The 24,671-nt window shown below is 67.7% G+C and carries 29 protein-coding genes; 16 read left to right on the forward strand and 13 right to left on the reverse strand.

Going from position 1 to position 24,671, the window contains the following annotated elements:
• Positions 1-25: 25 nt before the first annotated feature.
• The 6 genes from CFB52_RS08520 to CFB52_RS08545 all read left to right on the forward strand — a co-directional run bounded on the left by CFB52_RS08520 (position 26) and on the right by CFB52_RS08545 (position 5,143).
• On the forward strand, positions 26-1,192 hold the full coding sequence (locus CFB52_RS08520) for an ABC transporter substrate-binding protein (RefSeq protein ID WP_059585333.1): 1,167 nt from the start codon (positions 26-28) through the stop codon (positions 1,190-1,192).
• 49 nt (positions 1,193-1,241) lie between these two features.
• Positions 1,242-2,321, forward strand: coding sequence for an ABC transporter ATP-binding protein (locus CFB52_RS08525; RefSeq protein ID WP_059643397.1), 1,080 nt, complete (start codon positions 1,242-1,244; stop codon positions 2,319-2,321).
• 49 nt (positions 2,322-2,370) lie between these two features.
• Positions 2,371-3,243 carry an ABC transporter permease gene (locus CFB52_RS08530; RefSeq protein ID WP_059585335.1) on the forward strand — a complete coding sequence of 291 codons (873 nt, stop codon included), beginning with the start codon at positions 2,371-2,373 and terminating at the stop codon, positions 3,241-3,243.
• A complete protein-coding gene (locus CFB52_RS08535) occupies positions 3,243-4,166 on the forward strand; it encodes an ABC transporter permease (protein WP_099316409.1) in 924 nt (307 codons plus the stop codon). Before CFB52_RS08530 ends, CFB52_RS08535 begins: the two co-directional genes overlap by 1 nt.
• A gap of 130 nt (positions 4,167-4,296) precedes the next feature.
• Positions 4,297-4,734: a hypothetical protein gene (locus CFB52_RS08540; RefSeq protein WP_059643406.1), complete on the forward strand. Its 438-nt coding sequence runs from the start codon at positions 4,297-4,299 to the stop codon at positions 4,732-4,734.
• A gap of 196 nt (positions 4,735-4,930) precedes the next feature.
• Positions 4,931-5,143 carry a hypothetical protein gene (locus tag CFB52_RS08545; protein ID WP_059585338.1) on the forward strand — a complete coding sequence of 71 codons (213 nt, stop codon included), beginning with the start codon at positions 4,931-4,933 and terminating at the stop codon, positions 5,141-5,143.
• 208 nt (positions 5,144-5,351) lie between these two features.
• Here the strand turns inward: CFB52_RS08545 and CFB52_RS08550 are convergent, their stop codons facing one another.
• Complete coding sequence (locus CFB52_RS08550) at positions 5,352-6,317, reverse strand: D-2-hydroxyacid dehydrogenase (RefSeq protein WP_059585339.1); 966 nt, start codon at positions 6,315-6,317, stop codon at positions 5,352-5,354.
• Between the two features lie 258 nt (positions 6,318-6,575).
• Here CFB52_RS08550 and CFB52_RS08555 point away from each other — a divergent pair, with 258 nt between their 5' ends.
• The 5 genes from CFB52_RS08555 (at position 6,576) to CFB52_RS08575 (ending at position 11,218) form a co-directional block, all read left to right on the forward strand.
• Entirely contained in the window at positions 6,576-7,766 is a 1,191-nt protein-coding gene (locus CFB52_RS08555; RefSeq protein WP_059585372.1) for a CaiB/BaiF CoA-transferase family protein, read from the forward strand.
• 21 nt (positions 7,767-7,787) lie between these two features.
• A complete protein-coding gene (locus CFB52_RS08560; RefSeq protein ID WP_059585340.1) occupies positions 7,788-8,750 on the forward strand; it encodes a hydroxymethylglutaryl-CoA lyase in 963 nt (320 codons plus the stop codon).
• 33 nt (positions 8,751-8,783) lie between these two features.
• Positions 8,784-9,167 carry a VOC family protein gene (locus CFB52_RS08565; RefSeq protein WP_059585341.1) on the forward strand — a complete coding sequence of 128 codons (384 nt, stop codon included), beginning with the start codon at positions 8,784-8,786 and terminating at the stop codon, positions 9,165-9,167.
• 225 nt (positions 9,168-9,392) lie between these two features.
• The gene (locus CFB52_RS08570) at positions 9,393-10,220 is read left to right on the forward strand and encodes an alpha/beta hydrolase (RefSeq protein ID WP_099316410.1); all 828 of its coding nucleotides are present in this window, start codon (positions 9,393-9,395) and stop codon (positions 10,218-10,220) included.
• A gap of 104 nt (positions 10,221-10,324) precedes the next feature.
• A complete protein-coding gene (locus tag CFB52_RS08575; protein WP_059585343.1) occupies positions 10,325-11,218 on the forward strand; it encodes a LysR family transcriptional regulator in 894 nt (297 codons plus the stop codon).
• 67 nt (positions 11,219-11,285) lie between these two features.
• On the opposite strand, the gene CFB52_RS08580 is transcribed toward CFB52_RS08575, so the two are convergent.
• Positions 11,286-12,749, reverse strand: a complete 1,464-nt coding sequence (locus CFB52_RS08580; protein ID WP_099316411.1) for an MFS transporter — start codon at positions 12,747-12,749, stop codon at positions 11,286-11,288.
• 632 nt (positions 12,750-13,381) lie between these two features.
• On the opposite strand from CFB52_RS08580, the gene CFB52_RS08590 reads away from it, so the two are divergent.
• The 3 genes from CFB52_RS08590 to CFB52_RS08595 all read left to right on the forward strand — a co-directional run bounded on the left by CFB52_RS08590 (position 13,382) and on the right by CFB52_RS08595 (position 14,441).
• The gene (locus CFB52_RS08590; RefSeq protein ID WP_059585349.1) at positions 13,382-13,753 is read left to right on the forward strand and encodes a GFA family protein; all 372 of its coding nucleotides are present in this window, start codon (positions 13,382-13,384) and stop codon (positions 13,751-13,753) included.
• Entirely contained in the window at positions 13,750-13,878 is a 129-nt protein-coding gene (locus CFB52_RS35020) for a hypothetical protein (protein ID WP_256939970.1), read from the forward strand. Before CFB52_RS08590 ends, CFB52_RS35020 begins: the two co-directional genes overlap by 4 nt.
• A 107-nt stretch (positions 13,879-13,985) precedes the next feature.
• Complete coding sequence (locus CFB52_RS08595; protein ID WP_006482257.1) at positions 13,986-14,441, forward strand: MarR family winged helix-turn-helix transcriptional regulator; 456 nt, start codon at positions 13,986-13,988, stop codon at positions 14,439-14,441.
• 52 nt (positions 14,442-14,493) lie between these two features.
• On the opposite strand, the gene CFB52_RS08600 is transcribed toward CFB52_RS08595, so the two are convergent.
• From CFB52_RS08600 to CFB52_RS08625, 6 genes are all read right to left on the reverse strand, one after another.
• A complete protein-coding gene (locus CFB52_RS08600) occupies positions 14,494-15,210 on the reverse strand; it encodes a GNAT family N-acetyltransferase (protein ID WP_099316412.1) in 717 nt (238 codons plus the stop codon).
• 152 nt (positions 15,211-15,362) lie between these two features.
• Positions 15,363-15,692: a DUF4148 domain-containing protein gene (locus CFB52_RS08605; RefSeq protein WP_060009577.1), complete on the reverse strand. Its 330-nt coding sequence runs from the start codon at positions 15,690-15,692 to the stop codon at positions 15,363-15,365.
• Positions 15,693-15,765: 73 nt separating this feature from the next.
• Positions 15,766-16,092 (reverse strand): DUF4148 domain-containing protein, encoded by a 327-nt coding sequence (locus CFB52_RS08610; RefSeq protein WP_059585374.1) that lies wholly within the window; start codon positions 16,090-16,092, stop codon positions 15,766-15,768.
• A 64-nt stretch (positions 16,093-16,156) separates the two neighbouring features.
• Positions 16,157-16,483: a DUF4148 domain-containing protein gene (locus tag CFB52_RS08615; RefSeq protein WP_060009813.1), complete on the reverse strand. Its 327-nt coding sequence runs from the start codon at positions 16,481-16,483 to the stop codon at positions 16,157-16,159.
• 66 nt (positions 16,484-16,549) lie between these two features.
• Entirely contained in the window at positions 16,550-16,969 is a 420-nt protein-coding gene (locus CFB52_RS08620; protein WP_059585376.1) for an organic hydroperoxide resistance protein, read from the reverse strand.
• Between the two features lie 273 nt (positions 16,970-17,242).
• Complete coding sequence (locus CFB52_RS08625) at positions 17,243-17,707, reverse strand: RidA family protein (RefSeq protein WP_059585377.1); 465 nt, start codon at positions 17,705-17,707, stop codon at positions 17,243-17,245.
• 214 nt (positions 17,708-17,921) lie between these two features.
• Here CFB52_RS08625 and CFB52_RS08630 point away from each other — a divergent pair, with 214 nt between their 5' ends.
• Positions 17,922-18,887 (forward strand): LysR family transcriptional regulator, encoded by a 966-nt coding sequence (locus CFB52_RS08630; protein WP_060009580.1) that lies wholly within the window; start codon positions 17,922-17,924, stop codon positions 18,885-18,887.
• Positions 18,888-18,918: 31 nt separating this feature from the next.
• On the opposite strand, the gene CFB52_RS08635 is transcribed toward CFB52_RS08630, so the two are convergent.
• From CFB52_RS08635 to CFB52_RS08650, 4 genes are all read right to left on the reverse strand, one after another.
• Positions 18,919-19,626, reverse strand: a complete 708-nt coding sequence (locus tag CFB52_RS08635; protein ID WP_060009583.1) for an SDR family NAD(P)-dependent oxidoreductase — start codon at positions 19,624-19,626, stop codon at positions 18,919-18,921.
• Positions 19,627-20,092: 466 nt separating this feature from the next.
• A complete protein-coding gene (locus tag CFB52_RS08640; protein WP_060009585.1) occupies positions 20,093-20,644 on the reverse strand; it encodes a shikimate kinase in 552 nt (183 codons plus the stop codon).
• Positions 20,641-21,288 carry a hypothetical protein gene (locus CFB52_RS08645; RefSeq protein WP_099316414.1) on the reverse strand — a complete coding sequence of 216 codons (648 nt, stop codon included), beginning with the start codon at positions 21,286-21,288 and terminating at the stop codon, positions 20,641-20,643. The genes CFB52_RS08640 and CFB52_RS08645 overlap by 4 nt, the downstream gene beginning before the upstream one ends.
• Positions 21,289-21,316: 28 nt before the next feature.
• Positions 21,317-21,727: a thioesterase family protein gene (locus CFB52_RS08650; RefSeq protein WP_059585355.1), complete on the reverse strand. Its 411-nt coding sequence runs from the start codon at positions 21,725-21,727 to the stop codon at positions 21,317-21,319.
• A 384-nt stretch (positions 21,728-22,111) separates the two neighbouring features.
• Here CFB52_RS08650 and CFB52_RS08655 point away from each other — a divergent pair, with 384 nt between their 5' ends.
• Positions 22,112-23,224 (forward strand): 3-deoxy-7-phosphoheptulonate synthase, encoded by a 1,113-nt coding sequence (locus tag CFB52_RS08655; RefSeq protein ID WP_099316415.1) that lies wholly within the window; start codon positions 22,112-22,114, stop codon positions 23,222-23,224.
• 19 nt (positions 23,225-23,243) lie between these two features.
• Here CFB52_RS08655 and CFB52_RS08660 read toward each other — a convergent pair whose 3' ends face one another.
• Positions 23,244-24,611, reverse strand: coding sequence for a glutamate--cysteine ligase (locus CFB52_RS08660; RefSeq protein WP_099316635.1), 1,368 nt, complete (start codon positions 24,609-24,611; stop codon positions 23,244-23,246).
• Positions 24,612-24,671: the final 60 nt, after the last annotated feature.

Here is a 24,671-nt window from a genome sequence, read left to right on the forward strand (position 1 = left end):
CATCCACCGACCGAAGTGAGGAGACATGAACACCACCCCGATCGCTCGCCGTGTCCGCCGGATCGCACTCGCACTGGGCTTCGCGCTGTCGGCCGCCGCGGCCGTTGCCGCCCCCGTATCGCTGAACATCGTCGACGTCGCAGGCAATCTGCAGCTCACGCAGAAGGCCATCGAGGCGTTCAAGGAGAAGAACCCGAGTCTCGTCGCGAACGTCACGTTCACGAACGCACCCGCGCCGCAGTTGCCGGGCAAGATCAAGGCGATGCAGGCGGCGGGGCGCGCCGACATCGATCTCGTGCTGACGGGCACCGACGCGCTGGCCGCCGGCATCGAACAGAACCTGTGGCAGAAGCTGCTGCCCGACAACGCGGCCGCGCTCCCCGGCGTGCTCGACAAATACGCGCCCGGCCCGCGCAAGATGCAGGATCTCGCGCAGGGCTTCGGCCTCGTAGTGACCTACATGCCGGCCGGCCCGCTGCTCGAATACAACCCGGCGAAGGTCAGCGACCCGCCGAAGACGCCCGAGCAGCTGCTCGCGTGGTGCAAGGCGCACCCGAACAAGCTGATCTATGCGCGCCCGGCGAACTCCGGCCCCGGCCGCACGTTCCTGATGGGGCTGCCGTACGTGCTCGGCGACAAGAATCCGCAGGACCCGATCAACGGCTGGGACAAGACCTGGGCGTTCCTGAAACAGTTGAACGAATGCGTGCCGTACTACCCGGGCGGCACGTCGGCGGTGATGAAGGAGCTCGGCGAAGGCACGCGCGACATGACCGTGACCGTCACCGGCTGGGATCTCAACCCGCGCGCGCTCGGCATCGTGCCGGCCGAATTCAAGATCCAGGCGTTCGACAACATGACGTGGGTCAACGACGCGCACTACATGGTGATCCCGAAGGGCGTGCCCAAGGAAAAGCTCGACGTGCTGTTCAAGCTGATGAACTTCCTGCTGGAACCGGCGCAGCAGGCGATGACCTACGACGACGGCTATTTCTATCCGGGCCCGGCGGTGAAGGGCGTGACGCTCGAGATGGCGCCAGCGCACAGCCAGGAAGTCGTGCGCAAGTTCGGCCGCCCCGAATACGCGAAGCTGCTCGCCGATCGTCCGCACGTGCAGCCGCTCAATGCGCAGGCGATGGTCGCCGCGTTCCAGAAATGGGATCGCGAGATCGGTTCGCAGAAATCGAAGTGACGCCTGAACCGGCGGGCGCCGCGGCGTCCGCGTCGATGGAGTTCGTGGAATGAAGCACAGTTTCGAACGGTTGCGGCTCGACGGCGTATGCCGCAGTTTCACCAATGCGCAAGGCGCGCAGGTCGCCGCGCTGGACGGGCTCGACCTCGAGATCCGGCGCGGCGAGTTCATCGCGCTGCTCGGCCCGTCGGGCTGCGGCAAATCGACCGCGCTGAACTGCATCGCGGGGCTGCAGCCGCTTACGCGCGGCGGTATCTGGCTCGACGACACGCGCATCGACGTGCTGCCGCCCGAGCGTCGCGGCTTCGGCATGGTGTTCCAGAACTACGCGCTGTTCCCGCACATGTCGGTGCTCGACAACGTCGGCTTCGGCCTCAAGATGCGCGGCGTGCCGAAGCAGGAAACGCGGCGGCGCGCGCAGCAGGCGCTCGAGCTCGTGCAGCTCGTCGGTCACGAAGGCAAGCTGCCCGGGCAGTTGTCGGGCGGGCAGCAGCAGCGCGTCGCGATCGCGCGTGCGATCGTGATCGAGCCGCCGCTCGTGCTGATGGACGAGCCGCTGTCGAACCTGGACACGAAGCTGCGCATCGAGATGCGCGCGGAGATCCGCCGCATCCACACGCAGCTCGAACGCGCGACGATCTACGTGACGCACGACCAGGACGAGGCGCTGTCGATGGCCGACCGTATCGTCGTGATGAAGGAGGGCGTCGTGCAGCAGGTCGCGTCGCCGAAGGACGTCTACACGCGCCCGCACAATCTGCATGTCGCGCGCTTCATGGGCTATCGCAACGTGCTGCCGTTCACGCTCGAAGGCATGGCCGGCGATTACGTGAACGTCGCGTCGGGCGGCGTGCGCCTCGCGGGCGTGCCGATGGCCGGCTTCGACGCGAAGGAGGTCGTCGTCGCGCTGCGCCCCGACGACATCGAGCGCGCGGAACAAGGCGCCGACAATGCATTCGACGCGACCGTCGAGACGGTCGAGTACGGCGGGCGCGACTCGCTGATCCGCGCGATCACGCCGTTCGGCGCGATCTGGGCGCGCGTGGCCGGCGAGTTCACGGAAGGCGAGCGCTTGAGGCTGCGCGTGGCGCCGGCGCGCACGCTCGTCTATGCGGGAGACGGGCAATGAACGGGCTGCGCCACGCGGCGCGCGCGGCGGCGTCCCGCCCGGAGGCCGCATGAGCACGCTCGCGACCGGCGGCGCGGCGCGCGACGCGAAAGCCTGGCTCGTCACGCCGGCGCTCGCGTTCATCGCCGCGCTGTTCATCTATCCGTTCGCGTACGGCCTCGTGCTGTCGTTCCAGCCGATGAACGGCGGCGGCGCGCTCGCGAACTACGTGCAGTTCTTCACCGACACGGCGATGTGGCCGACCGTGCTCGTCACGCTCAAGCTCGCGGTGCCGGCCACACTGCTCAACGTCGGCATCGCGGTGCCGGTCGCGTTCGCGCTGCGCCGCCATTCGCCGTACCAGAAGTTCGTCACGACGCTGCTCGTGATTCCCGTCACGCTCGGCACGGTGCTCGTCGCCGACGGGATGCTCACGTACTTCGGGCCGAACGGCTGGTTTCCGCAGGCGCTGCAGGGGCTGCACCTGTACACCGACGAAGTGCGCCTCACGCACAACTACTGGGGCGTGCTGCTGTCGCTGATCGTGTCGGGCTTTCCGTTCGCGTTCCTGCTGATGCTGTCGTACATCAGCGGCATCGACCCGACGCTCGCGCGCGCGGCCGCGACGCTCGGCGCGAACCCGTGGCAGCAGTTCCGGCAGATCTACCTGCCGCTGCTCGTGCCGGGGCTCACGATGGCCGCGTGCCTGTCGTTCGTGCAGGCGTTCTCGGTGTTCCCGTCGGCCGTGTTGCTCGGCGCGCCGGCCGGGCCGACGCGCGTGATCTCGATCGCGGCGGCCGAAGCCGCGTTCGAAAGCTACGACTATTCGCTCGCATCGGCGATCGCGATCGTGATGGGCTTCGCGCAGTTGCTGGTGGTCGCGTCGATGCTCGGCGCGCGCCGCTTCTTCTACACGGGTGCGGTAACGGGAGGCAAGGGCTGATGGCGACCGACAATCATGCCGCTCGCACGTGGCCGCCAAAGCACGACGCCCCCGATGCGCGGCCCGTCGATGCAAGGAAACCGCATCGGATGAAAAGCAATCTCGCCGGCCGCGCATGGAAGGCGCTCGTCTGGGGGCTGATGGCGTTCTTCCTGCTGAACGTGATGCTGCTGATCGCGACCGTCGCGGTGAACTCGGTCGCGACGCGCTGGTTCGGCACGCCGCTGCCGCAGGGCTTCACGCTGCATTGGTATGCGAAGGCATGGGAGGATTTCCAGCTCGCGAGCGTGCTGTGGGTGACCGTCGAGGTCGTCGGCGCGGTCGTGCTGCTGTCGATCGCGCTCGGCGTGCCGGCCGCGTATGCGCTCGCGCGCGTGCAGTTTCGCGGCAAGCGCTTCGCGCTGCTGGTGTTCCTGCTGCCGCTGATGGTGCCGCCCGTCACCTACGGGATCCCGATGGCGACCGTGATGTACAAGATCGGGCTCGCGGGCACGCTGCCGGGCGTGATCCTCGCGAATCTCGTGCCGGCGCTGCCGTTCGTGATCCTCGTGATGACACCGTTCATCGAGCAGATCGATCCGAACCTCGAAGCCGCCGCGCGCATCTTCGGCGCGAACACGTGGCGCTATTTCCGCTACGTGCTGCTGCCGCTGCTGGTGCCCGGCATGCTCGCGGCCGGGTTGCTCGTGCTCGTGCGCACGATCGGGATGTTCGAGCTGACGTTCTTCACCGCGGGCCCGAGCACGCAGACGCTCGTCGTCGCGCTGTATTACGCGGTGTTCTCGACCGGCGTGCGCGCGCCGCAGTCGATCGACGCGATGGCGATGATCTACATGGCGATCACGCTCGCGTGGGTCGTGATCGCGCTGCAGTTCGTCAGCCCGACGCAACTCGTGAGCCGCGTGAAGCAGGAACGGCAGTAGGCGAGGGCGTCGCACGATCGCGCGCGGCCGCCGTGCCGCCCAGCCGTCGTGCAATTGGTTACAAATGGATACCGCGCACGACACGCGGACGTTGCAGACTACGCGGCGTTCACCCGATCGACGGATATCCATGAAGTTTCAACTGCTGCTGACCCTCGCCGGCGCGTCGACGCTGCTGGCCGCCTGCAACCTGCTTCACGACGGTCCCGGATCGAGCGACGTCGACGCCGCCGTGCGCCGCGCGCTCGAAGCGGAAAACCACGGCGGGCTGAACGCGCTGTTCGGCCAGCCGCTGCCCGTATCGGCCGACGTCGTATCGGCGAAACCCGACGGCGACTGCAAGAAGCTCGGCGATCGCACGTACTCGTGCGACGTCGTCGTCACGTGGCGCAACGCCGATTACTCGCCGTCGCGCGCGAACCTGACCTTCGTGAAGGCGGCCGACGGCTCATGGCAGACGTCGGGCGTCGACGCGGCGCTCGTGACGGGCACCGCGAAGTCGCTGATCGACCATATCGGCAAGGCGTGGCCGGGCAATGCGGCGAGCGGCGCATCGGCGCCGCAGTGACGCGCCGGCGGCGAGCCTTCTTCTCCTTCCTCGCGTATGCGGCCCCATCCGCGCGGGCCGCGGCGACATGTTTTTGATGAAAGGGCGCGACCATCGCGCCTATCTTGATTTGAACGCATCCTCGGTATGCGGGCAGGGTTATAGGGAAAACCCTTATCTCAAGGTATAATTGCGGGCTGAGAGAAAGGTCAAGATCATGCCTGAACGTTTCCAAGCCCTTGAAAAATTTGTGTTTTCCCTCGTCGTGATGTCCGCGGTCGTGTGCTCGGCCTTCCTCGCGTACGAGCGTCACCCCGAGATCAAGATCGCGCTGCACGAAGGCGAGGCGCTGATGCGCGAGAGCGCCAAGTACTCGGTCATCTGTTCGCCGTCGAAGGTCGACCCTTGCGTCGAGATGTCCGCCTACTGAGCCGGCTTTCCGCTTTTCGGACTGGCCTGATATCGGCATCCTTGCCGGTCTGAACGCGTTGAAGTAGCGCCCATCAGATAGTCGGAAACCCGCCGCCAGACAGGGCCGAGGCACGAACCCTTCATGTGCCGGGTCGCTGGCGCAAGCAGCCCCGCATTCAGTCGGCCCCGCTTCGAGCAATCGAGCGGGGCCGTTCCGTTCGTGCGTGTCACACGACATGCCGCGGCTCGCCGCCGACGAACGCGGCGACGTTGTCCACGAGCTGATCGGCCAGCGTCTGCATCGCCTCGTCGCTCGCCCACGCGACATGCGGCGTCAGGATGAACGCCGGATGCGACAGGATCGCGTGAAACGGATGCGCGGCCGGCAGCGGCTCCTGCGTGACGACGTCGAACCCCGCACCCGCGATCTGCCCCGACTGCAACGCCTCGACGAGCGCGCTTTCGTCCACGAGCCCGCCACGTGCGGTATTGATCAGCAGCGGCCGGCGCGCCATCCGCGCGAATGCGCGGGCGTCGATCAGGTGCCGCGTCGCGGGCGTGAGCGGGCAGTGCAGCGTGATCACGTCGCTGTCGCGCAGCAGCGTGTCGAACGGTGCATGGCCGTCGCGCGCGGTGTCGCCGTGTGCCGCGAACAGCACGCGCATGTCGAGCGCCCGCGCGATGGCGGCCACCGCACGCCCGAGCACGCCGTCGCCGACGATCCCGAGCGTCGCACCGGCCAGGTCGCGAATCGGGTGATCGAAAAAGCAGAACTGTCCGCTGTCGAGCCAGCGCCCCGCGCGCACCGCGTCGCGATAAGCGACGAGGCTGCGGCGCAGCGCGAAGATCAGCGCGAACGTGTGCTCGGGTACCGTGCGCACCGCATAACCGCGAATATTGCTCACGACGATCCCGCGTGCCGCGCACGCATCGAGATCGACGATGTCGGTGCCGGTCGCGGCGATCGCGATCATCCGTATCTGCCGCGCATCGGCGAGGGCCGTCGCGTCGAGCCGCACCTTGTTCGTCACGACGATGTGCGCGTCGCGGATGCGCGCCGCGACCTCGTGCGCGGCCGTCCGGTCGAATGTCTGCAAGGCGTGCGGAAACGGAAATCGTTTCAGCACGGTCTGCGGCGACAGCGTCGCGCGGTCGAGAAACACGATCTTCGCGGGAGAAGAAACGGAAAACATGGCGGTCTCGCTGGCAAGCGCCCGATGGCGCGGAACGGCCCCGATTCTGCCGGCGGCGCGCGCGCCGTCGTTTGACCGTTGCGCGAGCGCGCTTTCCCGGACGGAAAGGCTGGCGCGTCCCGCTTGGCCGATACCGCGATCGCGCCGTCGCCCGCCTTTCCGTTTCGGAAAGGCAGGTTGACCATCGAGCGATTTTCGCCGGGCGCGAACGCCGTCATGATCGCCGTCATCGACAACGCGATTTCATCGGAGACAGTCATGACACGCCCCCTGGACGGCATCCGCGTGCTGGAACTCGGCCAACTGATCGCCGGGCCGTTCGCGGGCCGGATGCTCGCCGAATTCGGCGCGGACGTCATCAAGGTCGAGCCGCCCGGCGTCGGCGACCCGCTGCGCAAGTGGCGGCTGCTGCACGACGGCACGTCGGTCTGGTGGGCCGTGCAGTCGCGCAACAAGACCTCGCTCACGCTCGATCTGCGCACGCCCGAAGGGCAGGACGTCGTGCGCCGCCTCGTCGCGGAGACCGACGTGCTGATCGAAAACTTCCGGCCCGGCACGCTCGAAGGCTGGGGGCTCGGCTGGGACACGCTGTCCGCGCTCAACCCGGGGCTCGTGATGCTGCGCGTGTCGGGCTTCGGGCAGACCGGCCCGTATCGCGACCGCCCCGGCTTCGGCGTGATCGCCGAGGCGATGGGCGGGCTGCGCCACCTCACGGGCGAACCGGGCCGCACGCCGGTGCGCGTGGGCATCTCGCTCGGCGATTCGCTGTCGGCGCTGCACGGCGTGATCGGCGTGCTGCTCGCGTTGCGGCATCGCGAGCAGCAGGGCGGCAAGGGGCAGGTCGTCGACGTCGCGCTGTACGAATCGGTATTCAACATGATGGAAAGCCTGCTGCCCGAATATGCGGCATTCGGCGCGGTGCGCGGGCCGGCCGGCAGCAGCCTGCCGGGGATCGCGCCGACCAACGCGTACCGCTGCCGCGACGGCCGGTACGCGCTGATCGCCGGCAACGGCGACAGCATCTTCCGGCGCCTGATGGAACTGATCGGCCGGCCCGATCTCGGCAACGATCCGGCGCTCGCGCACAACGACGGGCGCGTCGCGCAGGTCGCGCGCATCGATGCGGCGATCGGCGAATGGAGCGCGCGCCACGACCTCGACGACGTGCTCGCCGCGCTGAACGACGCGCGCATTCCGTCCGGACGCATCTACGACGTGGCCGACATCGCGGCCGATCCGCACTACCGTGCGCGCGACATGATCGTCGACGCCGCGCTGCCCGACGGCACGCCCGTGCTCGTGCCGGGCATCGTGCCGAAACTCGATGCCACGCCCGGGCGCATCGAGCGGCCGGCCCCCGGGCTCGGCGCGGATACCGACGCGGTGCTCGAATCGCTCGGCATCGATGCGGCGACGCGCGACGACTGGCGCACGCGCGGCGTGATCTGAAACAGCCACCGGGACGAATACATGAACGCGCATCCGCAACGACTCCACATCCACGAAGTCGCGACCCGCGACGGTTTCCAGAACGAAGCGGCGTTCGTCGACACCGACGACAAGATCGCGCTCGTCGACGCGCTGAGCGCCTGCGGCTACGCGAAGATCGAGGTCACGTCGTTCACGTCGCCGAAGGCGATTCCCGCGCTGCGCGACGCGGAAGCCGTGATGCACGGCATCGCGCGCGCGCCGGGCGTCGTCTATACGGCGCTCGTGCCGAACGTGCGCGGCGCCGAGCGCGCGCTGTCGTGCGGCGTCGACGAGGTGAACCTCGTGATGTCGATGAGCGAGAGTCACAACCGCGCGAACCTGCGGATGACGCGCGAGCAATCGTTCGCGCAGTTGCGCGACGTGATCGACGCGGTGCGCGGCACGGGTGTCGCGATCAACGTGTCGCTGTCGACCGCGATGGGCTGCCCGATGGAAGGCGACGTGCCGGCCGAAACGGTGCTCGCGTGGATGCAGCGCTTCGCGGATCTCGGCGTGCACGGCTTCACGCTGTGCGACACGACGGGCATGGCGTTTCCGTCGCAGGTGCGCGACTTGTCCGGACGTGCGCGCGAGCGCTTCCCTGCGTTGCAGCTCACGCTGCACTTCCACAACACGCGCGGGATGGCGCTCGCGAATACGCTCGCCGCGCTCGACGCCGGCATCGACCGTTTCGACGCGTCGCTCGGCGGGCTCGGCGGCTGCCCGTATGCGCCGGGCGCGACCGGCAACGTCTGCACCGAGGAACTCGTGCACATGCTCGAACTCGACGGCTACGATACGGGCATCGACCTCGCGGCCGTGCTCGCCGCGGCCGCACGGCTGCCCGCGCTGATCGGGCATGACGTGCCGAGCCAGATCCTGAAGGCCGGGCGCCGCTCGGACCTTCATCCGCCGCCGCGCGCCGATGCCGGCGGCAAGCCCGCGCAACGCGCGTTCTCGTGAACAGCAACAGAAACATAAACAGGAGCGAATGCCATGGCGCTGATCGACCACCTCGATCATCTCGTGCTGACCTGCGTCGATCCGGAACGGACGAAGCATTTCTACACCGAGGTGCTGCAGATGCAGCTCGAAACCTTCGGCGCGGGCCGGCTCGCGTTCCGTTTCGGCAACCAGAAGATCAACCTGCACGTGCGCGGCGCGGAATTCGAGCCGAAAGCGCACGTGCCGGTGCCGGGCGCGCTCGACCTGTGCTTCATCGCGTCGGTCCCGCTCGACGACGTGATCGCGCACCTGCGGCGCGTCGACTGGCCGATCGTCGAAGGGCCCGTCGAACGCACCGGCGCGACGCAGAAAATCCGCTCGATCTACGTGCGCGATCCCGACCTGAACCTGATCGAGATTTCCGAGCCGATCTGACTTGCCGGGCTCGGTCGCCCGCGCGAGTGCCGGCCCGCCGCGCGCACGGCGTCGCAGTCCTTCGCCGAAAGCGGACAGGCACGCGCCGCGCCCGCCGATTCCGGATAGCCGTGCGCGGCCGCGCCGCGGATAATGGCGCAACGGCGTCGGCCCGACCGCCGCCTTCGCCGCGCGCACGGACAGACCTGCCGCGCGCATCCGCAACCCGATCCAGACGCTTCCCGAATGACGATCCTCTATCGCGGCATGGACCGTGCGGCGCTCGACGCCGCGTACCTGAACACGAGGGCTGTTCCCGATTTCCCCGCGCTGCTCGCGTCATGCCAGGCGCGCAGCGCGGCGCTGTACGCGGCGACGCCCGGCCGCCGCGACCTGCGTTACGGCGCGCAACCCGCGCAGCGCTTCGACTGGCTGCCGTGCGGGCAGCCCGACGCGCCGCTGTTCGTGTTCATCCACGGCGGCTACTGGCAACACTGCACGAAAGAGGATTTCGCGTATGCGGCGAGCGGGCCGCTCGCGTGCGGCTACGACGTCGTGCTCGCCGAATACACGCTCGCGCCGGTCGCGACGATGACCGATATCGTCGGCGAGATCGGCGCGCTGCTCGACCATCTCGCGGCCGACCGCGACGGCCTCGGCATCGCGGGGCGGCCGATCCATCTGAGCGGCCATTCGGCGGGCGGCCATCTGACGGCCATGCGTCGCGCGCATCCGGCCGTCGTGTCGGCACTCGCGATCAGTCCGCTCGTCGATCTCGAACCGATCGCGCTGTGCTGCCTGAACGACAAGCTGCAGCTCACCGCGCGGGAGGTCGACGCGTACAGCCCGTTGCGCCATGTCGGACCGGGCGCGGCGACCGTCGTGGCGGTCGGCGACGCCGAACTGCCCGAACTCGTTCGGCAGGCGGACGAATACGCGACGGCGTGCGAAGCCGCCGGCGAGCGGATCGCCCGCGCGTGGCTGCCCGGCATGCAGCACTTCGCGGTGCTCGACGATCTCGCGACGCCCGACGGCGCGATGCTCGCCGCATTGCACGCCATCGCGCCGCGCTAGCCGCGCCGTATCGTGCGTATCGCATGCGCACGGCCCGGCGTATGATCGGCGTCAGGCCGGCGCGATGACGACGTCCCCCGCACGGCCTTCCCAGGACCCCCGACATGGTGAACCCGCTTCATTTCGATCTGCAGTCGCTGCGCGTGTTCGCGCTCGTCGCCGAGCACGGCAGCCTGACGAAGGCGGCCGAACACGGCCAGCTCACGCTGTCCGCGGTCAGCAAGCGCATCGCCGAACTCGAAAGCGTGACCGGCAGCGCGTTGTTCGTCCGGCACGCGCGCGGCGTAGAGCTGACGCCCGCGGGCCGCGCGCTGCTCGATCATGCGGCGAAGGTGATCGAGCAGGTGAACCGGATGGCGCACGAGATGAGCGACTACGTCGCAGGCGTGCGCGGCCATATCCACGTATGGACCAACACGTCGGCGATCGTCCAGTTCCTGCCCGCCGATCTCGCCGCGTTCCTCACCGGCAACCCCGGCATCAAGGTGAGTCTCGAGGAGCGGCTGAGCCACGAGATCGTCGACGCGATCGCGTCGGGCAAGGCCGATCTCGGTGTATTCGCCGACAACGTGCCGGCGCCCGGCATCGACCGGCGGCTGTACCGGCGCGACGAGCTCGTGCTGCTCGTGCCGCGCGCGCACCGGTTCGCCGTGCGCGACAGCATCCGCTTCGCGGATACGCTCGACGAGGACTACGTGGGCCTGAGCGACGGCAGCTCGCTGCTCGCGCGCATGACCGACGCCGCGTTCGCGGCCGAGCGCTCGCTGAAGCTGCGGATCCAGGTATCGAATTTCGACGGCGTGAGCCGGATGATCGAGGCGGGGCTCGGCATCGGCGTGCTGCCGCGCGATGCGGTGACCGGCGAGCGCGCGGCGCGGCTCGGTGTCGTGAAGCTCGACGACGCGTGGGCGACGCGCACGCTATGGGTCGGCGTGAAGGCCGGCGCGGTGCTGACGACCGACGTCGCGAAGCTGTTCGATTTCATGTCGGCGCGCTGAATGCGATGAGGCGATGAAACGGCGACGCACGGGGCACGCGTGCGTGCGCCCCGTGCCGATCGCCGCGTCAAACCGGATTGATCTCGTCCTGGCTGCGCCGCGTGGTGAGCGGGCCGAGCACGCGCAGCGTGACGTCGACGATGCCGAGTGCGACCGAAATCACGCCGAACATCGCGCCCGCGCCGTAGTCGACGAGCACCGGCAGCAACACGAACGGCAGCGCGCCGCTGACGATGCGCGACAGCGCATAGGTGCTGCCGATCGCCGTCGAACGCACGCCGGCCGGGAAAATCTCGGCCTGGTACACGTGATACGCGTTGCTGAACACGTTGGACGCACACGTCGTCAGGAACCCGAAGCCGACGATCAGCACGGTATTGCCGGAATACGCGAAGCACAGCCCGAACACCGCGATCGACAGGATCGACACGATCACGAGCGTGCGGCGCTCGATCCAGTTGAGCAGCGGAATCGACAGCAGCGAGCCGATCGGATAGCCGATGAACGACAGCGCGATGAACAACGTGCTGTCCGTCACGTCGAAGCCGCGGCTTTTCACGACGGTGCCGGCCAGCGTGCCGAACCCGTAATAGCCGAAGCCCTGGAACAGGTGAAAGATCGCCAGCATCACGTAGCGCGCGCCGTACGGACGGCGACGCAGCAGCGCGATGCGCTCGCCGAGCCCGAGCGGCCGCTGCGGCTGGACCGGTTCCGCGAAATGCTCGGGCACGGGCACGCCGGCGCTTTGCGCGAAACGCCGCAGCGCCGCGTGCGCATCGGCCGTGCGGCCTTGCGCGAGCAGCCAGCGCGGGCTTTCCGGCAGCCGGTGCTGGACGAGCAGCACGTACACGGCGCCGAGGCTGCCGACCGCGAGGATGATGCGCCAGCCCGCGACGCCCGCCACATGCAGCGGGTTCAGCCACAGCGCGAGAAAGCCGACGAGCGGCACCGCGACATACGAAGTCGTGTAGGCCCACGCGGCGAGCCGCCCGCGCTTGTCCTTCGGCAGGATTTCGGACAGGAAGCTGTCGGCGACCGGATAGATCGCGCCGACGCCGATGCCGGTCAGGAACCGGCAGGCCACGAGCATGTCGGCACTCACCGAAAACGCACCGACCAGCGAGAACGCGCTGTACCACCCGAGCGTGAGCAGGAACGCCTTGCGCCGGCCGATGCGGTCGGCCAGGCTGCCGAGGCACATCGCGCCGACGAACATGCCGATGAACGCGGACGCCAGCAGCAGCTTGAAATCGGCGCTTTGCCGGCTCAGCCCGTATTCGTGCTGCAACGCGGAGCCGATCGTACTGACGAGAAAGATCTCGTACATGTCGAAGAACAGCCCGATGCCGATCACCCAGACGACGAAGCGGTGCAACGCACCGACCGGCAGATCGTCCATGAAATCGCCGAGCGTGACGCGGCGGGCGGGGAGGGTCGTTGCGTCGACGCCGGTGCCTGCGGAGGCAGCCGACGTGCGGGCGGATGCGCGTGCGCCCGCGTGGCCGTCGAGGTCGAGGGATTGGCTGTTCATCGTGTCTCCTGATTATCGATATGCGGTGGCGCGGGGCTGGCCGTTCTTAGCCGGCGTCACGCGTCGGCCGCACGATGCGACGCCAGGCATCGCCGGGCAGGCGCAAGAGGCGGCCATGCGGGCTGCGCCGATCGTCCGACACATGGTGGGCAAATCGGCGGCACGTGATAATTGAGGATGTTTCAAGCATCCTTTCCCGAGCAGAAAGGGTAGGGAGCGCGCGGTGGACACGATTCGCGCGGCAGGCCGTTGCAGCCTGCGTGGCGGGCGAGTGCGTATCGAAAACGATGCGCACCCGCGCCATCCGGCGAGGCCGGGAAAACCATGACGCCGGTGGCGTGGCCGCCGGCGCAACCGCCGCCGACGACCACACGGTCGTGCTCAATCGGCCGGCACGAACGCCGTCCCATGAAACACGCGCACGGGGTTCCCGCGCGCCAGCGCAAAGTGTTGCATCCGCCGCTGCCGGCGCGTGGCGGTCGGCCTCCCGCCGCACGCGCACCCGCAGCAATTCGTCGCGCGGGCCGCGGATTTGCAATGTCCTGTATCCGCCCCGACGGCCGATACAGTGCGATACACCGCCCGCGCGCGGCTTCGCTATAAAGCAGGCGTGACCTTTTTCGGAGCCCGTCATGTCTGCCACCCGGTTCAAAGGATCCTGCCATTGCGGGGCCGTCAAATTCGAAGTCAGCACGGCCATTGCGCCGGCCGTTCGCTGCAACTGCAGCCTGTGCCGCCGGCGCGGCGCGCTGATGAGCCCGATGTTCGCCGCCGCCAACCTGACGATCGTCGAAGGCGAGGGCGCACTGACGTGCTATCGCTTCAACACGCACACCGCACGTCACTATTTCTGCAGCCGGTGCGGCGTCTATCCGTTCCACCAGACCCGCAAGGACCCGGCATGCTGGCGCGTCAACCTCGGTTGCCTCGACGGCGTCGATCCGTACACGCTCGACGCGACGGTTGCCGATGGTGCGAGCCTCTCGGTCGTGGAGGACGCATGAAACGCTGGCTGATGATCCTGCTGTTTGCCGCGGGCGGGCTCGCGACCGAAATCGCGCATCCGGTACAGTGCACGTTGTTGTCGGTCAGCCGTCAGCACACCGGCAAGCGCCGCAAGCCGGGCTGAGCGCGGCGCGCGTCAGCCCATCGACCCCGATTATCATGCTTCCGATAAGATCGCATGCGATATATAATGCGATTGTCTGCGACCGTTCGCGTCGCTGGAGGAAGTCCATGAAACCGACCGAAACCCCGTCGCCCGCCGCGCCGAAGCTGTCCGAGTTCCTGTGCTTTGCGATCTACTCGGCGAATCTCGCGTTCGGCAAGGCGTACAAGCCGATCCTCGACGAGCTCGGCCTCACGTACACGCAATACATCACGATCATCGCGCTGTGGGAGCAGGACAACCAGACCGTCGGCCAGCTCGGCGAGAAGCTGTTCCTCGAATCCAATACGCTGACGCCGATCCTGAAGAAGCTCGAGGCAATGGGTTACCTGGAGCGGCACCGCGATCCGTCCGACGAACGCCAGGTGCTCGTCAGCCTGACGAAAAGCGGCCGCCGCGTGCGCGAGAAGGGGCTCGACATGAATCTGGTCGAAGCCACCGGGCTGAAGCCGGACGAGTTCGCGAAGGTGCAGAAGGCGATCGTCACGCTGCGCGGCAACCTGATCCGGTCGACCGAAGCATAAAGGCACTCAGGCATGACGAGCGGCCGGCGCGTGAATCGCGCCGGCCGCATTGTCACGCGTGCGCATCGCCCAGCACCAGCAGGTGCATGTCGCGCCGTACGACGAAACCGAGCGCGAGATAGCGCTCGATCGCCACCTGGTTCGTCGTGAGCACGTGCAGGAACGGCGTGTCCGATCGTGCGTCGATCGACGCAATCAGCGACCGGATCAACCTCGCCGCCAGCCCTTGCCGCCGAAACGCGGCATCCACGCACACGGCGCTGATTTCCGTATAGCCGTCCAACTGCATCCGCTCGCCGGCCATCGCGGCCAGCCGCCCTTCGCTGCGCACGCCGATGTAGCGGCCGAGCTCGAACGTGCGCGGACCGAACGGGCCCGGCTGCGCGGCGGCGGTCAGCGCAAGCATGTCCGGCACGTCGGCTTCGCCGAGCCGGACATGTTCCGATTCATGTGCCGGGTCGAACGTCCGTTGCCAGATCATTTGGAGCAGCGTCGCGCGCCGGATCACCGACCATCCCGCCGGTGGCGCGATCTCGTCCGGCGTGACGAGCGCGGCCGGCCCGTGTGCGGCGACCAGCGCGCGCAGCGCGTCGAACGACGCCGGGCTCGTGTCGGCGAGCGCGGCAAACGGTGCCACGGGCGCCGGAAACCGCCATGCGCGGTCATTGCCGAGCGCAAAGCGGTGCTGTTTGCCCGTCAGCGCGTTCCAGACAACGCGATCGAGCACGTGCGCATCGCTTGTCGCGTTTCCGGTCATGGCATCCGGCATCGGCGGCTCCTTCGTGAAAGATGGGGGTGCCGCACAGAATAATCGGGGATGGGCGGGGATGCAGGTTGCGGCAATGCAAATAAAAGCGCATGCGATTACATCGCATGCGCTTTATATGATGGACTTCAGCGACAGAATTCGCCGTACCACGCTCAATGCCCGAAATAGATCGAGCGCTCGGCCATGCGAATCGCGCCGCGGCTGCCGGACTGCGTGGCGCCGCCGGCATCACCGCCGTAACCGGCTGTCTGCGTATCGGCCGCGACGGCGCCATCGTCGCGAATCCTTTTCAGCGCCGCCTGGATATTGTCCGGATAGTGCGGATCGTTGGGGCGATTCGGCTGGTAGCCGGCTTGCTGCAACGCGGCCAGTTCGGCACGCACTTGCGCACGCGTGACGGTGCTTTCTCCGGCAAAAGCCGGCGCGGCGACGGCGGCCGACACGGCAACGAGCAGGGCGGCAATCAGTTGGGTCTTCATCATTCACCTCGACAGGGATTCAGGAATTCAGGGGGGCGCACCGCACGCCGGCCATCGGCGCCGTTCGCGCATTCGTTCAATGACCGAAGTAGATCGAGCGTTCGGCAACACGCATCGCCGGCCGGCTGCCCGACTGCGTCGCGGCGGCGGCATCGTTGCCGTAACCGGATGCCGATGCGTCGGCCGCCACCGCGTCGTTCGCATGAATGCGCGTCAACGCGGCCTGCAGGTCGTCCGGGTAATGCGGATCGTTCGCGCGGCCCGGCCGATAACCGGCTTGTTCCAGCTGGACGAGCTCGGCGCGTACTTGCGCGCGGGACACGACGGCTGCGTCGGCAAACGCCGGCGCGGCGGCAGAAGCGGAAACAGCGACGAGAAGGGCAGCGATCAGGCGGGTTTTCATCATTCACCTCGACAAAATGGAATCAGGAATAAAAGGACTCAGGGTTCACGTACCGGCGCGGTGCTCAGTGACCGAAGTACACCGAACGCTCGGCCACGCTTGCGACATCGCGGCGGCCGGATTGCGTCGCGGCGCCGCCGTCGCTGCCGTAGCCGGCAGCCGCTGCGTTGGCCGCGACGGCGTCGCCCGCGTGGATCCGCGTCAGCGCGGCCTGCAGATCGTTCGGGTAGGTGGCGTCGGTCGCGCGGTTCAGCGGATAGCCGGCTTGTTGAAGCTGTGCGAGTTCGGCGCGCACCTGCGCACGCGTCACGGTGGTTTCGTTGGCGAACGCCGGTGCGGCAACAGCGGCCGAAACAGCGACGAGCAGGGTAGCGATCAGTTGGGTTTTCATCATTCACCTCGATGGAAAAGGAATCGGGAATTCGGGAGGGCGGCGCTCGGCCGCCCGATGCAACGTTCAGACGATCCGGATGTCGACGTCGATGTTGCCGCGCGTCGCCTTCGAATACGGGCAGGTCTGGTGAGCGGCGTCGACGATGCGTTGCGCGACGTCGCGCTCGAGCCCCGGCACGCTCACGTTCAGCCGGGCCTGCAGGAAGTACGCGTTGCCCGCGGTGCCGAGATCCACTTCGGCATCGACCGCGAGGTCGGCCGGCAGCGTCACCTTCGCGGCACGCGCCGCAAGCTGCATCGCGCCGATGAAGCAGGCCGACCAGCCGGCTGCGAACAGTTGTTCCGGGTTGGTGCCGGTGCCGGCGCTGCCCGGCGACGACAACTGGATGTCGAGGCGGCCGTCGGAACTGCGCGCCGCGCCGTCGCGGCCGCCGGAAGTCGTATGCGTCTTGCCCGTGTACAGCACCTTGTCGATCTTGCTCATCATTTGCTCCGTCGGTTGGTTTGTCTCAGATGCGATTCGATCGCATGCGACGCAGTTTCCGCCTGACGACCATTCTCGTCAAGCGGATTCGATTAAATCGTATGCGATATTTTGTATTTCAATGTATCCGGATCGTGTAGCGCCTTTCCTGACAAGCTTTTCAGACGATCCAGCCCCCGATTGCACGGTGCGCCGACGTGCGTGCCGGATGCCGGGTAGGGCGCGCGAGAACACTTGCGGGACCGGATGCCGCCCCACACGTCCGGCCTGTCATCACGCCACCTCGATTTCGGCGATCACGACCAGGATCACGGCGGCGTTGGCCGGCAACTGGTGCTGGGAGAACGCCGAACGCGCATGTCCGGCCTTGGCGCCGAGCACGGCGGCGAACAGGTCGGACGCACCATCGATCACGGCCGGCTGTCCGAAAAAGCCGTCGGCAGAGCTCACGTGCCCCTCGACGCGCACGATCTTGCGCAGGCGATCGAACCCGCCCAGATGCTTGCGGATTTGCGCAAGCACGTTCAGTGCCGCCAGCCGCGCGGCATGCTTGCCGTCGTCGACGCTCAACTGCTCGCCGACACGGCCGGTATAAGCAAGCTTGCCGTCGGCGAGCGGCAACTGTCCCGACACGAACAGCAGGTTGCCGGCTTCGCCGACGGCCGTATAGCTGCCGAGCGGACTCGGCGGTTCCGGTAATGCGAGGCCGAGTTCGGCCAGGTTCTGTTCGACGCTCATGTCGTGCTCCTTGCGGTAAAAGGGATCGGGCGGCCGCATGGCCCGTGAATCACTGTAGTCACGCGGCCGAAGCCGGTAAATGCCGGCCGCGCAATTGAGTCGGGACGTCATGTAACGAATCGCGCCCGCCGCACCGGCTGGTTTCCCGCACGAGATTCATGCACACTCGTTGCTTCACCGCGTCCCCCATGGCCGAGACGGCAGGAATCGCCCCATGCAACGACAATTCGACGATCTGCTGCTGGGCAGCATCGAGCTGTTCTGTCTGGCTGCCGAGCTCGGCAGCTTCACGCTTGCGGCAAATGCGGCCGGCGTCACGCCGGCCGCGGTCAGCCGGTCGGTCGCACGGCTCGAGGAGCGTCTCGGCGTGCGCCTGTTCGTCCGCACGACGCGACAGATCCGGCTGACCGATTCCGGCCGGCGTTATTTCGAGCAATGCCGCGATGCGTTGTCGCAGCTCGTCGACGCGGAGCGCGAAGCCACGGGCCAGCAGGCCACGCCCGCCGGCCTGCTACGGATCAGCATGCCGACGCCGTACGGGCACTATCGCGTACTGCCGCTGCTGCCGGCGTTTCGCGAGCGCTACCCGGCGGTACGCATCGAAACTCACCTGAGCAACCGCAACGTCGACTTCGCCGAGGAAGGCTACGATCTCGCGATCCGCGGCCGCGCGCCGGCCGATTCGAGCCTGGTCGCGCGCAAGCTGGAGGACGCCGAACTCGTCGTCGTCGCGACGCCCGACTATCTGAAGCGCGCGGGCACGCCGACCGCGATCGCCGACTTGCACGCGCACGAATGCATCCAGTTCGAGCTGCCGAGCAGCGGACGGACGATTCCCTGGCTGTTCGACGACGGCGCCGATGAAATCGACGTCACGACGGCCGGCAGCTACGGCACGTCGGGCGACGTCCTGGCCGGCGTGACGCTCGCGCGCAGCGGCGCAGGGCTGTTCCAGACCTACCGCTTCATCGTCGAGCACGATCTGCGCGCCGGCACGCTCGTGGAAGTGCTGTCCGGCCTCGGCGGCCGGTCGCGGCCCTTCGTGCTGCTGTACCCGCATGCACGCTTTCTGTCGTCGCGCGTGCGGGTGTTCGTCGACTTTCTCGTCGAACAGTTGGCGCAGGCGCCTGCCAACCGGACAGCCGGCACACGCGGCACACGCGGCGGCGTATCGCGATAGACGCGCCGGCTCGCGGCTTCGACGCCGGTGCTCAATGCCCGGCGCTCTGACCGCCGTCCACGTGCAGGATTTCGCCGGTGACGAACGGCGCCGAATCGAGATACAGGATCGCACCGACGATATCGCTCATCTCGCCCATCCGGCCGACCGGATGCAGCGACGCGAGCGTCGCGTGCGTGTCGGCCGCATGCATCGGCGATTTGATGATGCCGGGCGACACCGCATTGACGCGAATGCCGGCCTTTGCATATTCGATCGCGAGCGACTTCGTCGCGGCATTCAATCCGCCTTTCGTCAGCGACGCCAGCACCGACGGTACATTGCTGTTCGCGTGATCGACCAGGCTCGTCGTGATGCTGACCACATGGCCCGTGCCGTGCTTCTGCATCGCGGCGATCGCACGCTGCGTGACGTGGAAGAAGCCGTTCAGGTTGACGTTCGTGATCCGCGCATAGTCGTCCGCGGTGTATTGCGTAAACGGCTTCGCGACGAAGATGCCCGCGTTGTTGACGAGCGTGTCGACACGGCCGAAATGTTCGATTGCCGCATCGACTACACGGTGCGCGACGGCCGGATCGCCGATGTCGCCCGCGACGGTGACGAGATCGGGACCGTGCGACGGGCCGATCGAACGGGACGTCGCGACGACACGATGGCCGCGTGCCCGGAATGCGTTGACCGTTTCCGCCCCGATGCCTTGCGATGCGCCAGTGACGATGATGACTTTGGATGCGCTCATGATGTACCTCGACAGGTGAATGGTGTTCGGCCTCGGTGCCGACCGGATCGATGAATCCGATGGGCAGACTGTAGGCGTGCCGGTCACGATTTCGAACACCCGCCATGGAGCAACAGTCTTGCGTCGCGGGAACAAATGACGGGAAAGGCGAGGTTCTGCGGCGATCGCCGCGCTGGAGTCGGGTACACCGCCGCGCCGGGTGCTCGCCAAGTCGGCGCGCTACGGGAGAATGTCGGCGCGGGGCGGGATCGTGCCTGATGGACCGATTTTCCGGGAGCTTGAAGCGTCGATTCGTTTGCCACGAAAACACGAGGTTGGATAACAAAATGCCTCTATCCGGATAACTTTTCTTATCACGATAGCACTATCGCAAATCCAAACTCACCACTTCAAAAACGCGTATGACGTCGAGCGCGTCGTCGAATCGAAGGGCAGGGAAGCGACCCGCCGTCACGCCGTCACGCCGTCACGCCGGCGCGTTCCTCCGCGCCAATAGCAGCGTCAACACCTCCGCCGTCGCGTGCGCGACATCGTGTGCGGTCGTATCGACCAGCGCATGCGCGCATTCGCGATACAGCGGGTCGCGCGTCCGGTACAGCGCGGCGAGCGTCTGCCGCGGTTCGCCCGCCTGCAGCAGCGGCCGCCGCCGCGTGTCGTCGCACGTACGCCGCCACAGCACATCGGGATCCGCATGCAGATAGATCACGCTGCCGCGCTCGCTCAGGCGTGCGCGGGTGTGCGGATTCAGGACCGAGCCGCCGCCGGTCGCCACGACCACGTTCGCGCGCTGCGTCAGCTCGTCGACGATATGCGCTTCGAGCAGCCGAAAGCCGCCTTCGCCGACCACGTCGAACAGCGCGGCGACCGAGCGGCCGGTGCGCCGCTCGATCTCGTCGTCGCTGTCGGCGAACGCCCAGCCGAGCGAAGCCGCGAGCGCGCGGCCAAGCGTCGATTTGCCCGCGCCCATCATGCCGACCAGAAACGCGCGCCCGCCGGCCGTCGCGACGGCGGTGCTCATAACCGTCGCGCGAGCGGCCATCCGGCCCGCGTCGCCAGGCACATCCGTCGCGCGCGCACCGCGTCCGACAGCGTGTCGAGCGCCGCGCCGGTCGACGCGTCATCGGCGTCGAGCAGCGCGCCGAGCACCTGCTCGTCCGGATCGCAGGCCGCGATGTGCTCGGCTGCATCCGCCGCGATGGTCCGCGGCGCGCGTTCAGGCGCCGCGTCGCGCTCGGGCCGCCGCCACCTGCCGTGCAGATCGCGCCATCGCACGACCAGCCCGTAGAGCAGCGCACCACCCGGCACGGCCGCGTCGTCGGGTGCCGCTGCCGGACCGTCGGCCGTCGTACACCGTGTGACCCAGCTCGCGAATTCGAGCAGCGACGCGTCGTGGGCAACCGTGGCCGCGTCGAGCGCCACGGCCACGCCGGCATCCCGCAGCCGGCCGAGCAGCGTCCGCACGCCGTCGTGCGCGCCGCCGCACGGCTGCAGCAGCACTTCCAGCTCGTCCTCGTGGCGGCATGCGAGCGCACGGTGCCGCTCGAGCGCGGCGGGCTCGAGCAGCGCCTGCGCCGCATGCCGGACGATCACGATCGCGCGATCGTCCCGCCGCTCGACGATCGCACCGATGCGGCGCCGGGCGCGCGCCACCGCGCAGCTCACGTGTCGCTCCCGAGCGCGCGCGCACGCATCACAGCGACCCCTGGAATTCGAGCACGCGCGTCTTGAATTCGTCGGGCACGGCCAGCGTCGTGTTGTTCGCGTAATCGAACATCACGTGCGTCGACACGCCGCGCGCGACGATGGTCTGGTCGTCGCGCTCCATCAGGTGTTCGAGATCGAAGCTCTTGCTGCCGAAGCGCACGATGCTCGAGCGGACGGTCAGGTTGTCGCCGAACTGGGCCGGTGCGAGGTACTCGCACTGCGTCTTCACCATGATGTGCGGCAGTTTCTCGGTGCGCGGCAGGCCGAGCAGATCGAACATGTAGCAGAGGTACGAATGCTGCAGATAGTCGTAATAGACGGGGCTGCTCACATGCCCCATCGAATCCGTATCGCGATACTTGACGTGAATGGGGGTTTCGTAATGCCGTTTCGACATGGTGACTCTCCGCAATGACTGGGTTGATTTATATTTTCGAGCCCGAATGGCCTGTCGGGCATCCGAAAATTAATCGAACGACTATCGGGCCGCCACTATCAGAACGAATAGCGAAGCGTGGCGGAAATCCGCATGCGGACGCATTCGCCGCTGCAAGATCACAGCCTGATTTCCGAGCGAAAACCCAATGAACGTTCCATTCGACACCCGCGAACAGGCATGACGACAGGATCCTCAATTATCGAATCCGACGCTTATTTACCTCATTCATAAGGTTATGAATTAGAAACTGATAACTATGTTAGTTGCGCGCCGAAAGCACCATTCAATACAGTCGCGCTGTAGTAAAAAGTCACGTTCATTATCGACAGGAGGGCAGTCCCCATGCATGCAAACGCCTGGACGACAAACCGCGACGCCGTGCTGCGCTTGCCGTCCCCTGCGGATCTGGCCGGCGCGCTGCCGCCGGCGTGGCGCGCGTCGCGCACCGTTCATACGACCCGCCGCGCGATCGTCGACGTGCTCGACGGCGCGGACGACCGGCTCGTGGTCATCGCCGGCCCGTGTTCGATACACGATCCCGACGCCGCGCGCGACTACGCGGCACGGCTCGCGCTGCAACGCGCGCGCTTCGCGGACGAGCTGGAAATCGTGATGCGCGTGTATTTCGAGAAGCCGCGTACGACGGTCGGCTGGAAGGGGCTGATCAACGATCCGCTGCTGGACGGCAGCGACCGGATCGACGTCGGACTGCATACGGCCCGCGCGCTGCTGTGCGACATCAACGGCGCGGAGATGCCGGCCGCGACCGAGTTGCTCGATCCGCTGTCGCCGCGCTACCTGGCCGATCTGATCGCCTGGGGCGCGATCGGCGCGCGCACCGTCGAGTCGCAGGTGCATCGCGAGCTCGCGTCGTCGCTGCCCATTCCGATCGGCTTCAAGAACGGCACCGACGGCAATGTCCAGGTCGCCGTCGACGCGATGCGCGCGGCGGCGCACGCGCACCGGTTCCTGTCGATCGATGCAGGCGGCCGGCTATGCGCGAGCGCGTCGCCCGGCAATCCGCATACGCACGTCGTGCTGCGCGGCGGACGCGAACCGAATTTCGACGCGGCCGCGGTGAACGCCGCCTGCGAACGCATGATGGCCGCGCACTTTGCACCGCGCGTGATGATCGACGTCAGCCACGGCAACAGTCGCCGCCAGTACCGGAACCAGCTCGCCGTCGGCGCGGAAGTCGCCGCGCAGGTGGCGGCCGGCGATACGCGCATCGTCGGCGTGCTGATCGAATCGAACCTGATCGAAGGGCGGCAGGATCTCGTGCCCGGCGTGCCGCCGCGCTACGGGCAGAGCATCACGGATGCGTGCCTGTCGTTCGCCGATACCGCGCAGTTGTTCGAGACGCTCGCGCACGCGGTGCGTACGCGGCGACGCGGCCACCCGCTGCCGCTCGGCGCCGAGTTCGCGCACGAGCCGCTGCTCGCCTGCTGCGCGTGAGCGGCCCGGCGCGACACGCTCAGATGGCGGCTTCGTCAAGGATGCGCGTCGCGTCGCCGGCCCACGCGTCGCGATAGCGGGCCAGCCAGTGCTCGGCCTGCGTGGGCGCCCCGGCGACGATCTCGCCGAGCGGCGCGAGATACATCGATTCATCGCGGCCCGCCGCATCCGTGCGCGCCCGCGCGCGCAGGCCGCGATGCGCGATCGCGAGCGCATCGGCCGCAATCGCGCGTAACGACCGGCCGCCGGCCGGCGTATCGAGCCCGGTACGCGGCACGTCGCGACGCAGCGCGAGCAGCGTACCGCGGTCGATCTCGGCAGCCAGCGTCCCGGCATCCGACAGCGCCGCCGGATCGTACAGCAGGCCGGTCCAGAACGCGGACAGCGCGACCATCATGTCGGGCGAGCCGGCATCGGCGCCGCGCATCTCGAGATAGCGCTTGAGCCGGACCTCGGTGAACACCGTCGTCAGATGGTCCGCGAAATCGCCCAGCGTCGGCGTCTCGCCTTCGAGGTGCGGAATGCGCCGCCGCATGAAATCGCGGAACGTGTGCCCGGTCGCGTCCGCATAACGATCGCCGCGCCGCACGAAATACATCGGCACGTTGTCGAGCAGCCAGCTCACGTAGCGCTCGAAGCCGAAGCTGCGCGACAGGAACAGCGCCGGCGCGCCGCAGCGATCCTCGTCGGTATCGAGCCACGTGTGCGCGCGCGTCGACAGCAGGCCCGACGGGCGGCCGTCGCGGAACGGCGAATTCGCGAACAGCGCGGTGGCGACCGGCTGCAACGCGAGCGACACGCGCATCTTGCGCGCCATGTCGCTTTCCGATGCGAAATCGAGGTTGACCTGCACGGTGCAGGTGCGCTGCATCATGTCGAGCCCGCGCGTGCCGACCCGCGGCATGTAGCGCCGCATGATCGCGTAGCGCTGCTTCGGCATCCACGGCAGCGCGTCGCGCGACAGGTGAGGGTGAAAACCGAGCGGCACGCAGCGCAGGCCGAGCGGATCGCATGCCGCGCGGGCCGCGGCGAGGTGCGCGTGCAGCTCGGCGTGCGTGTCGTGCAGCGTATCGAGCGGGGCGCCCGATAGTTCAAGCTGGCCGGCCGGCTCGAGCGAGATCGCGGCGCCGTCGCGCTGGATCACGCCGACGGTCTGCCCGGCATCGACGATCGGCGTCCCGTCGCCGCGCAGCCGCGCCAGCACCTCGGCGATGCCGGACGGCCCTTCATAACGCGCAGCCGCATGCGTCGCGCGGGAAACGACGAACTTCTCGTGCTCGGTACCGATCCGGAACTGCGCGGCCGGCTTGCAGCCGGCGGCCAGATGATCGGCGAGCTGCTGCTCGGAGACGATCGGCGTGTTGTCCGATCCGACGGCGTTCGACATCGACATCCTCCACAGGTCACATTGGGCGACCGACCGGCCGGTCGCACGGCGACTATAGCG

Source organism: Burkholderia sp. AU18528 (genome assembly GCF_002223215.2).
GTDB lineage: Bacteria > Pseudomonadota > Gammaproteobacteria > Burkholderiales > Burkholderiaceae > Burkholderia > Burkholderia semiarida.

What these genes read in the sequence shown, in the direction of transcription:
- CFB52_RS08520 (WP_059585333.1), top strand. Translation starts at nt 26, where the DNA reads ATGAACACCACCCCGATCGCTCGCCGTGTCCGCCGGATCGCACTCGCA.
- CFB52_RS08525 (WP_059643397.1), top strand. Translation starts at nt 1,242, where the DNA reads ATGAAGCACAGTTTCGAACGGTTGCGGCTCGACGGCGTATGCCGCAGT.
- CFB52_RS08530 (WP_059585335.1), top strand. Translation starts at nt 2,371, where the DNA reads ATGAGCACGCTCGCGACCGGCGGCGCGGCGCGCGACGCGAAAGCCTGG.
- CFB52_RS08535 (WP_099316409.1), top strand. Translation starts at nt 3,243, where the DNA reads ATGGCGACCGACAATCATGCCGCTCGCACGTGGCCGCCAAAGCACGAC.
- CFB52_RS08540 (WP_059643406.1), top strand. Translation starts at nt 4,297, where the DNA reads ATGAAGTTTCAACTGCTGCTGACCCTCGCCGGCGCGTCGACGCTGCTG.
- CFB52_RS08545 (WP_059585338.1), top strand. Translation starts at nt 4,931, where the DNA reads ATGCCTGAACGTTTCCAAGCCCTTGAAAAATTTGTGTTTTCCCTCGTC.
- CFB52_RS08550 (WP_059585339.1), bottom strand. Translation starts at nt 6,317, where the DNA reads ATGTTTTCCGTTTCTTCTCCCGCGAAGATCGTGTTTCTCGACCGCGCG.
- CFB52_RS08555 (WP_059585372.1), top strand. Translation starts at nt 6,576, where the DNA reads ATGACACGCCCCCTGGACGGCATCCGCGTGCTGGAACTCGGCCAACTG.
- CFB52_RS08560 (WP_059585340.1), top strand. Translation starts at nt 7,788, where the DNA reads ATGAACGCGCATCCGCAACGACTCCACATCCACGAAGTCGCGACCCGC.
- CFB52_RS08565 (WP_059585341.1), top strand. Translation starts at nt 8,784, where the DNA reads ATGGCGCTGATCGACCACCTCGATCATCTCGTGCTGACCTGCGTCGAT.
- CFB52_RS08570 (WP_099316410.1), top strand. Translation starts at nt 9,393, where the DNA reads ATGACGATCCTCTATCGCGGCATGGACCGTGCGGCGCTCGACGCCGCG.
- CFB52_RS08575 (WP_059585343.1), top strand. Translation starts at nt 10,325, where the DNA reads ATGGTGAACCCGCTTCATTTCGATCTGCAGTCGCTGCGCGTGTTCGCG.
- CFB52_RS08580 (WP_099316411.1), bottom strand. Translation starts at nt 12,749, where the DNA reads ATGAACAGCCAATCCCTCGACCTCGACGGCCACGCGGGCGCACGCGCA.
- CFB52_RS08590 (WP_059585349.1), top strand. Translation starts at nt 13,382, where the DNA reads ATGTCTGCCACCCGGTTCAAAGGATCCTGCCATTGCGGGGCCGTCAAA.
- CFB52_RS35020 (WP_256939970.1), top strand. Translation starts at nt 13,750, where the DNA reads ATGAAACGCTGGCTGATGATCCTGCTGTTTGCCGCGGGCGGGCTCGCG.
- CFB52_RS08595 (WP_006482257.1), top strand. Translation starts at nt 13,986, where the DNA reads ATGAAACCGACCGAAACCCCGTCGCCCGCCGCGCCGAAGCTGTCCGAG.
- CFB52_RS08600 (WP_099316412.1), bottom strand. Translation starts at nt 15,210, where the DNA reads ATGCCGGATGCCATGACCGGAAACGCGACAAGCGATGCGCACGTGCTC.
- CFB52_RS08605 (WP_060009577.1), bottom strand. Translation starts at nt 15,692, where the DNA reads ATGATGAAGACCCAACTGATTGCCGCCCTGCTCGTTGCCGTGTCGGCC.
- CFB52_RS08610 (WP_059585374.1), bottom strand. Translation starts at nt 16,092, where the DNA reads ATGAAAACCCGCCTGATCGCTGCCCTTCTCGTCGCTGTTTCCGCTTCT.
- CFB52_RS08615 (WP_060009813.1), bottom strand. Translation starts at nt 16,483, where the DNA reads ATGAAAACCCAACTGATCGCTACCCTGCTCGTCGCTGTTTCGGCCGCT.
- CFB52_RS08620 (WP_059585376.1), bottom strand. Translation starts at nt 16,969, where the DNA reads ATGAGCAAGATCGACAAGGTGCTGTACACGGGCAAGACGCATACGACT.
- CFB52_RS08625 (WP_059585377.1), bottom strand. Translation starts at nt 17,707, where the DNA reads ATGAGCGTCGAACAGAACCTGGCCGAACTCGGCCTCGCATTACCGGAA.
- CFB52_RS08630 (WP_060009580.1), top strand. Translation starts at nt 17,922, where the DNA reads ATGCAACGACAATTCGACGATCTGCTGCTGGGCAGCATCGAGCTGTTC.
- CFB52_RS08635 (WP_060009583.1), bottom strand. Translation starts at nt 19,626, where the DNA reads ATGAGCGCATCCAAAGTCATCATCGTCACTGGCGCATCGCAAGGCATC.
- CFB52_RS08640 (WP_060009585.1), bottom strand. Translation starts at nt 20,644, where the DNA reads ATGAGCACCGCCGTCGCGACGGCCGGCGGGCGCGCGTTTCTGGTCGGC.
- CFB52_RS08650 (WP_059585355.1), bottom strand. Translation starts at nt 21,727, where the DNA reads ATGTCGAAACGGCATTACGAAACCCCCATTCACGTCAAGTATCGCGAT.
- CFB52_RS08655 (WP_099316415.1), top strand. Translation starts at nt 22,112, where the DNA reads ATGCATGCAAACGCCTGGACGACAAACCGCGACGCCGTGCTGCGCTTG.
- CFB52_RS08660 (WP_099316635.1), bottom strand. Translation starts at nt 24,611, where the DNA reads ATGTCGAACGCCGTCGGATCGGACAACACGCCGATCGTCTCCGAGCAG.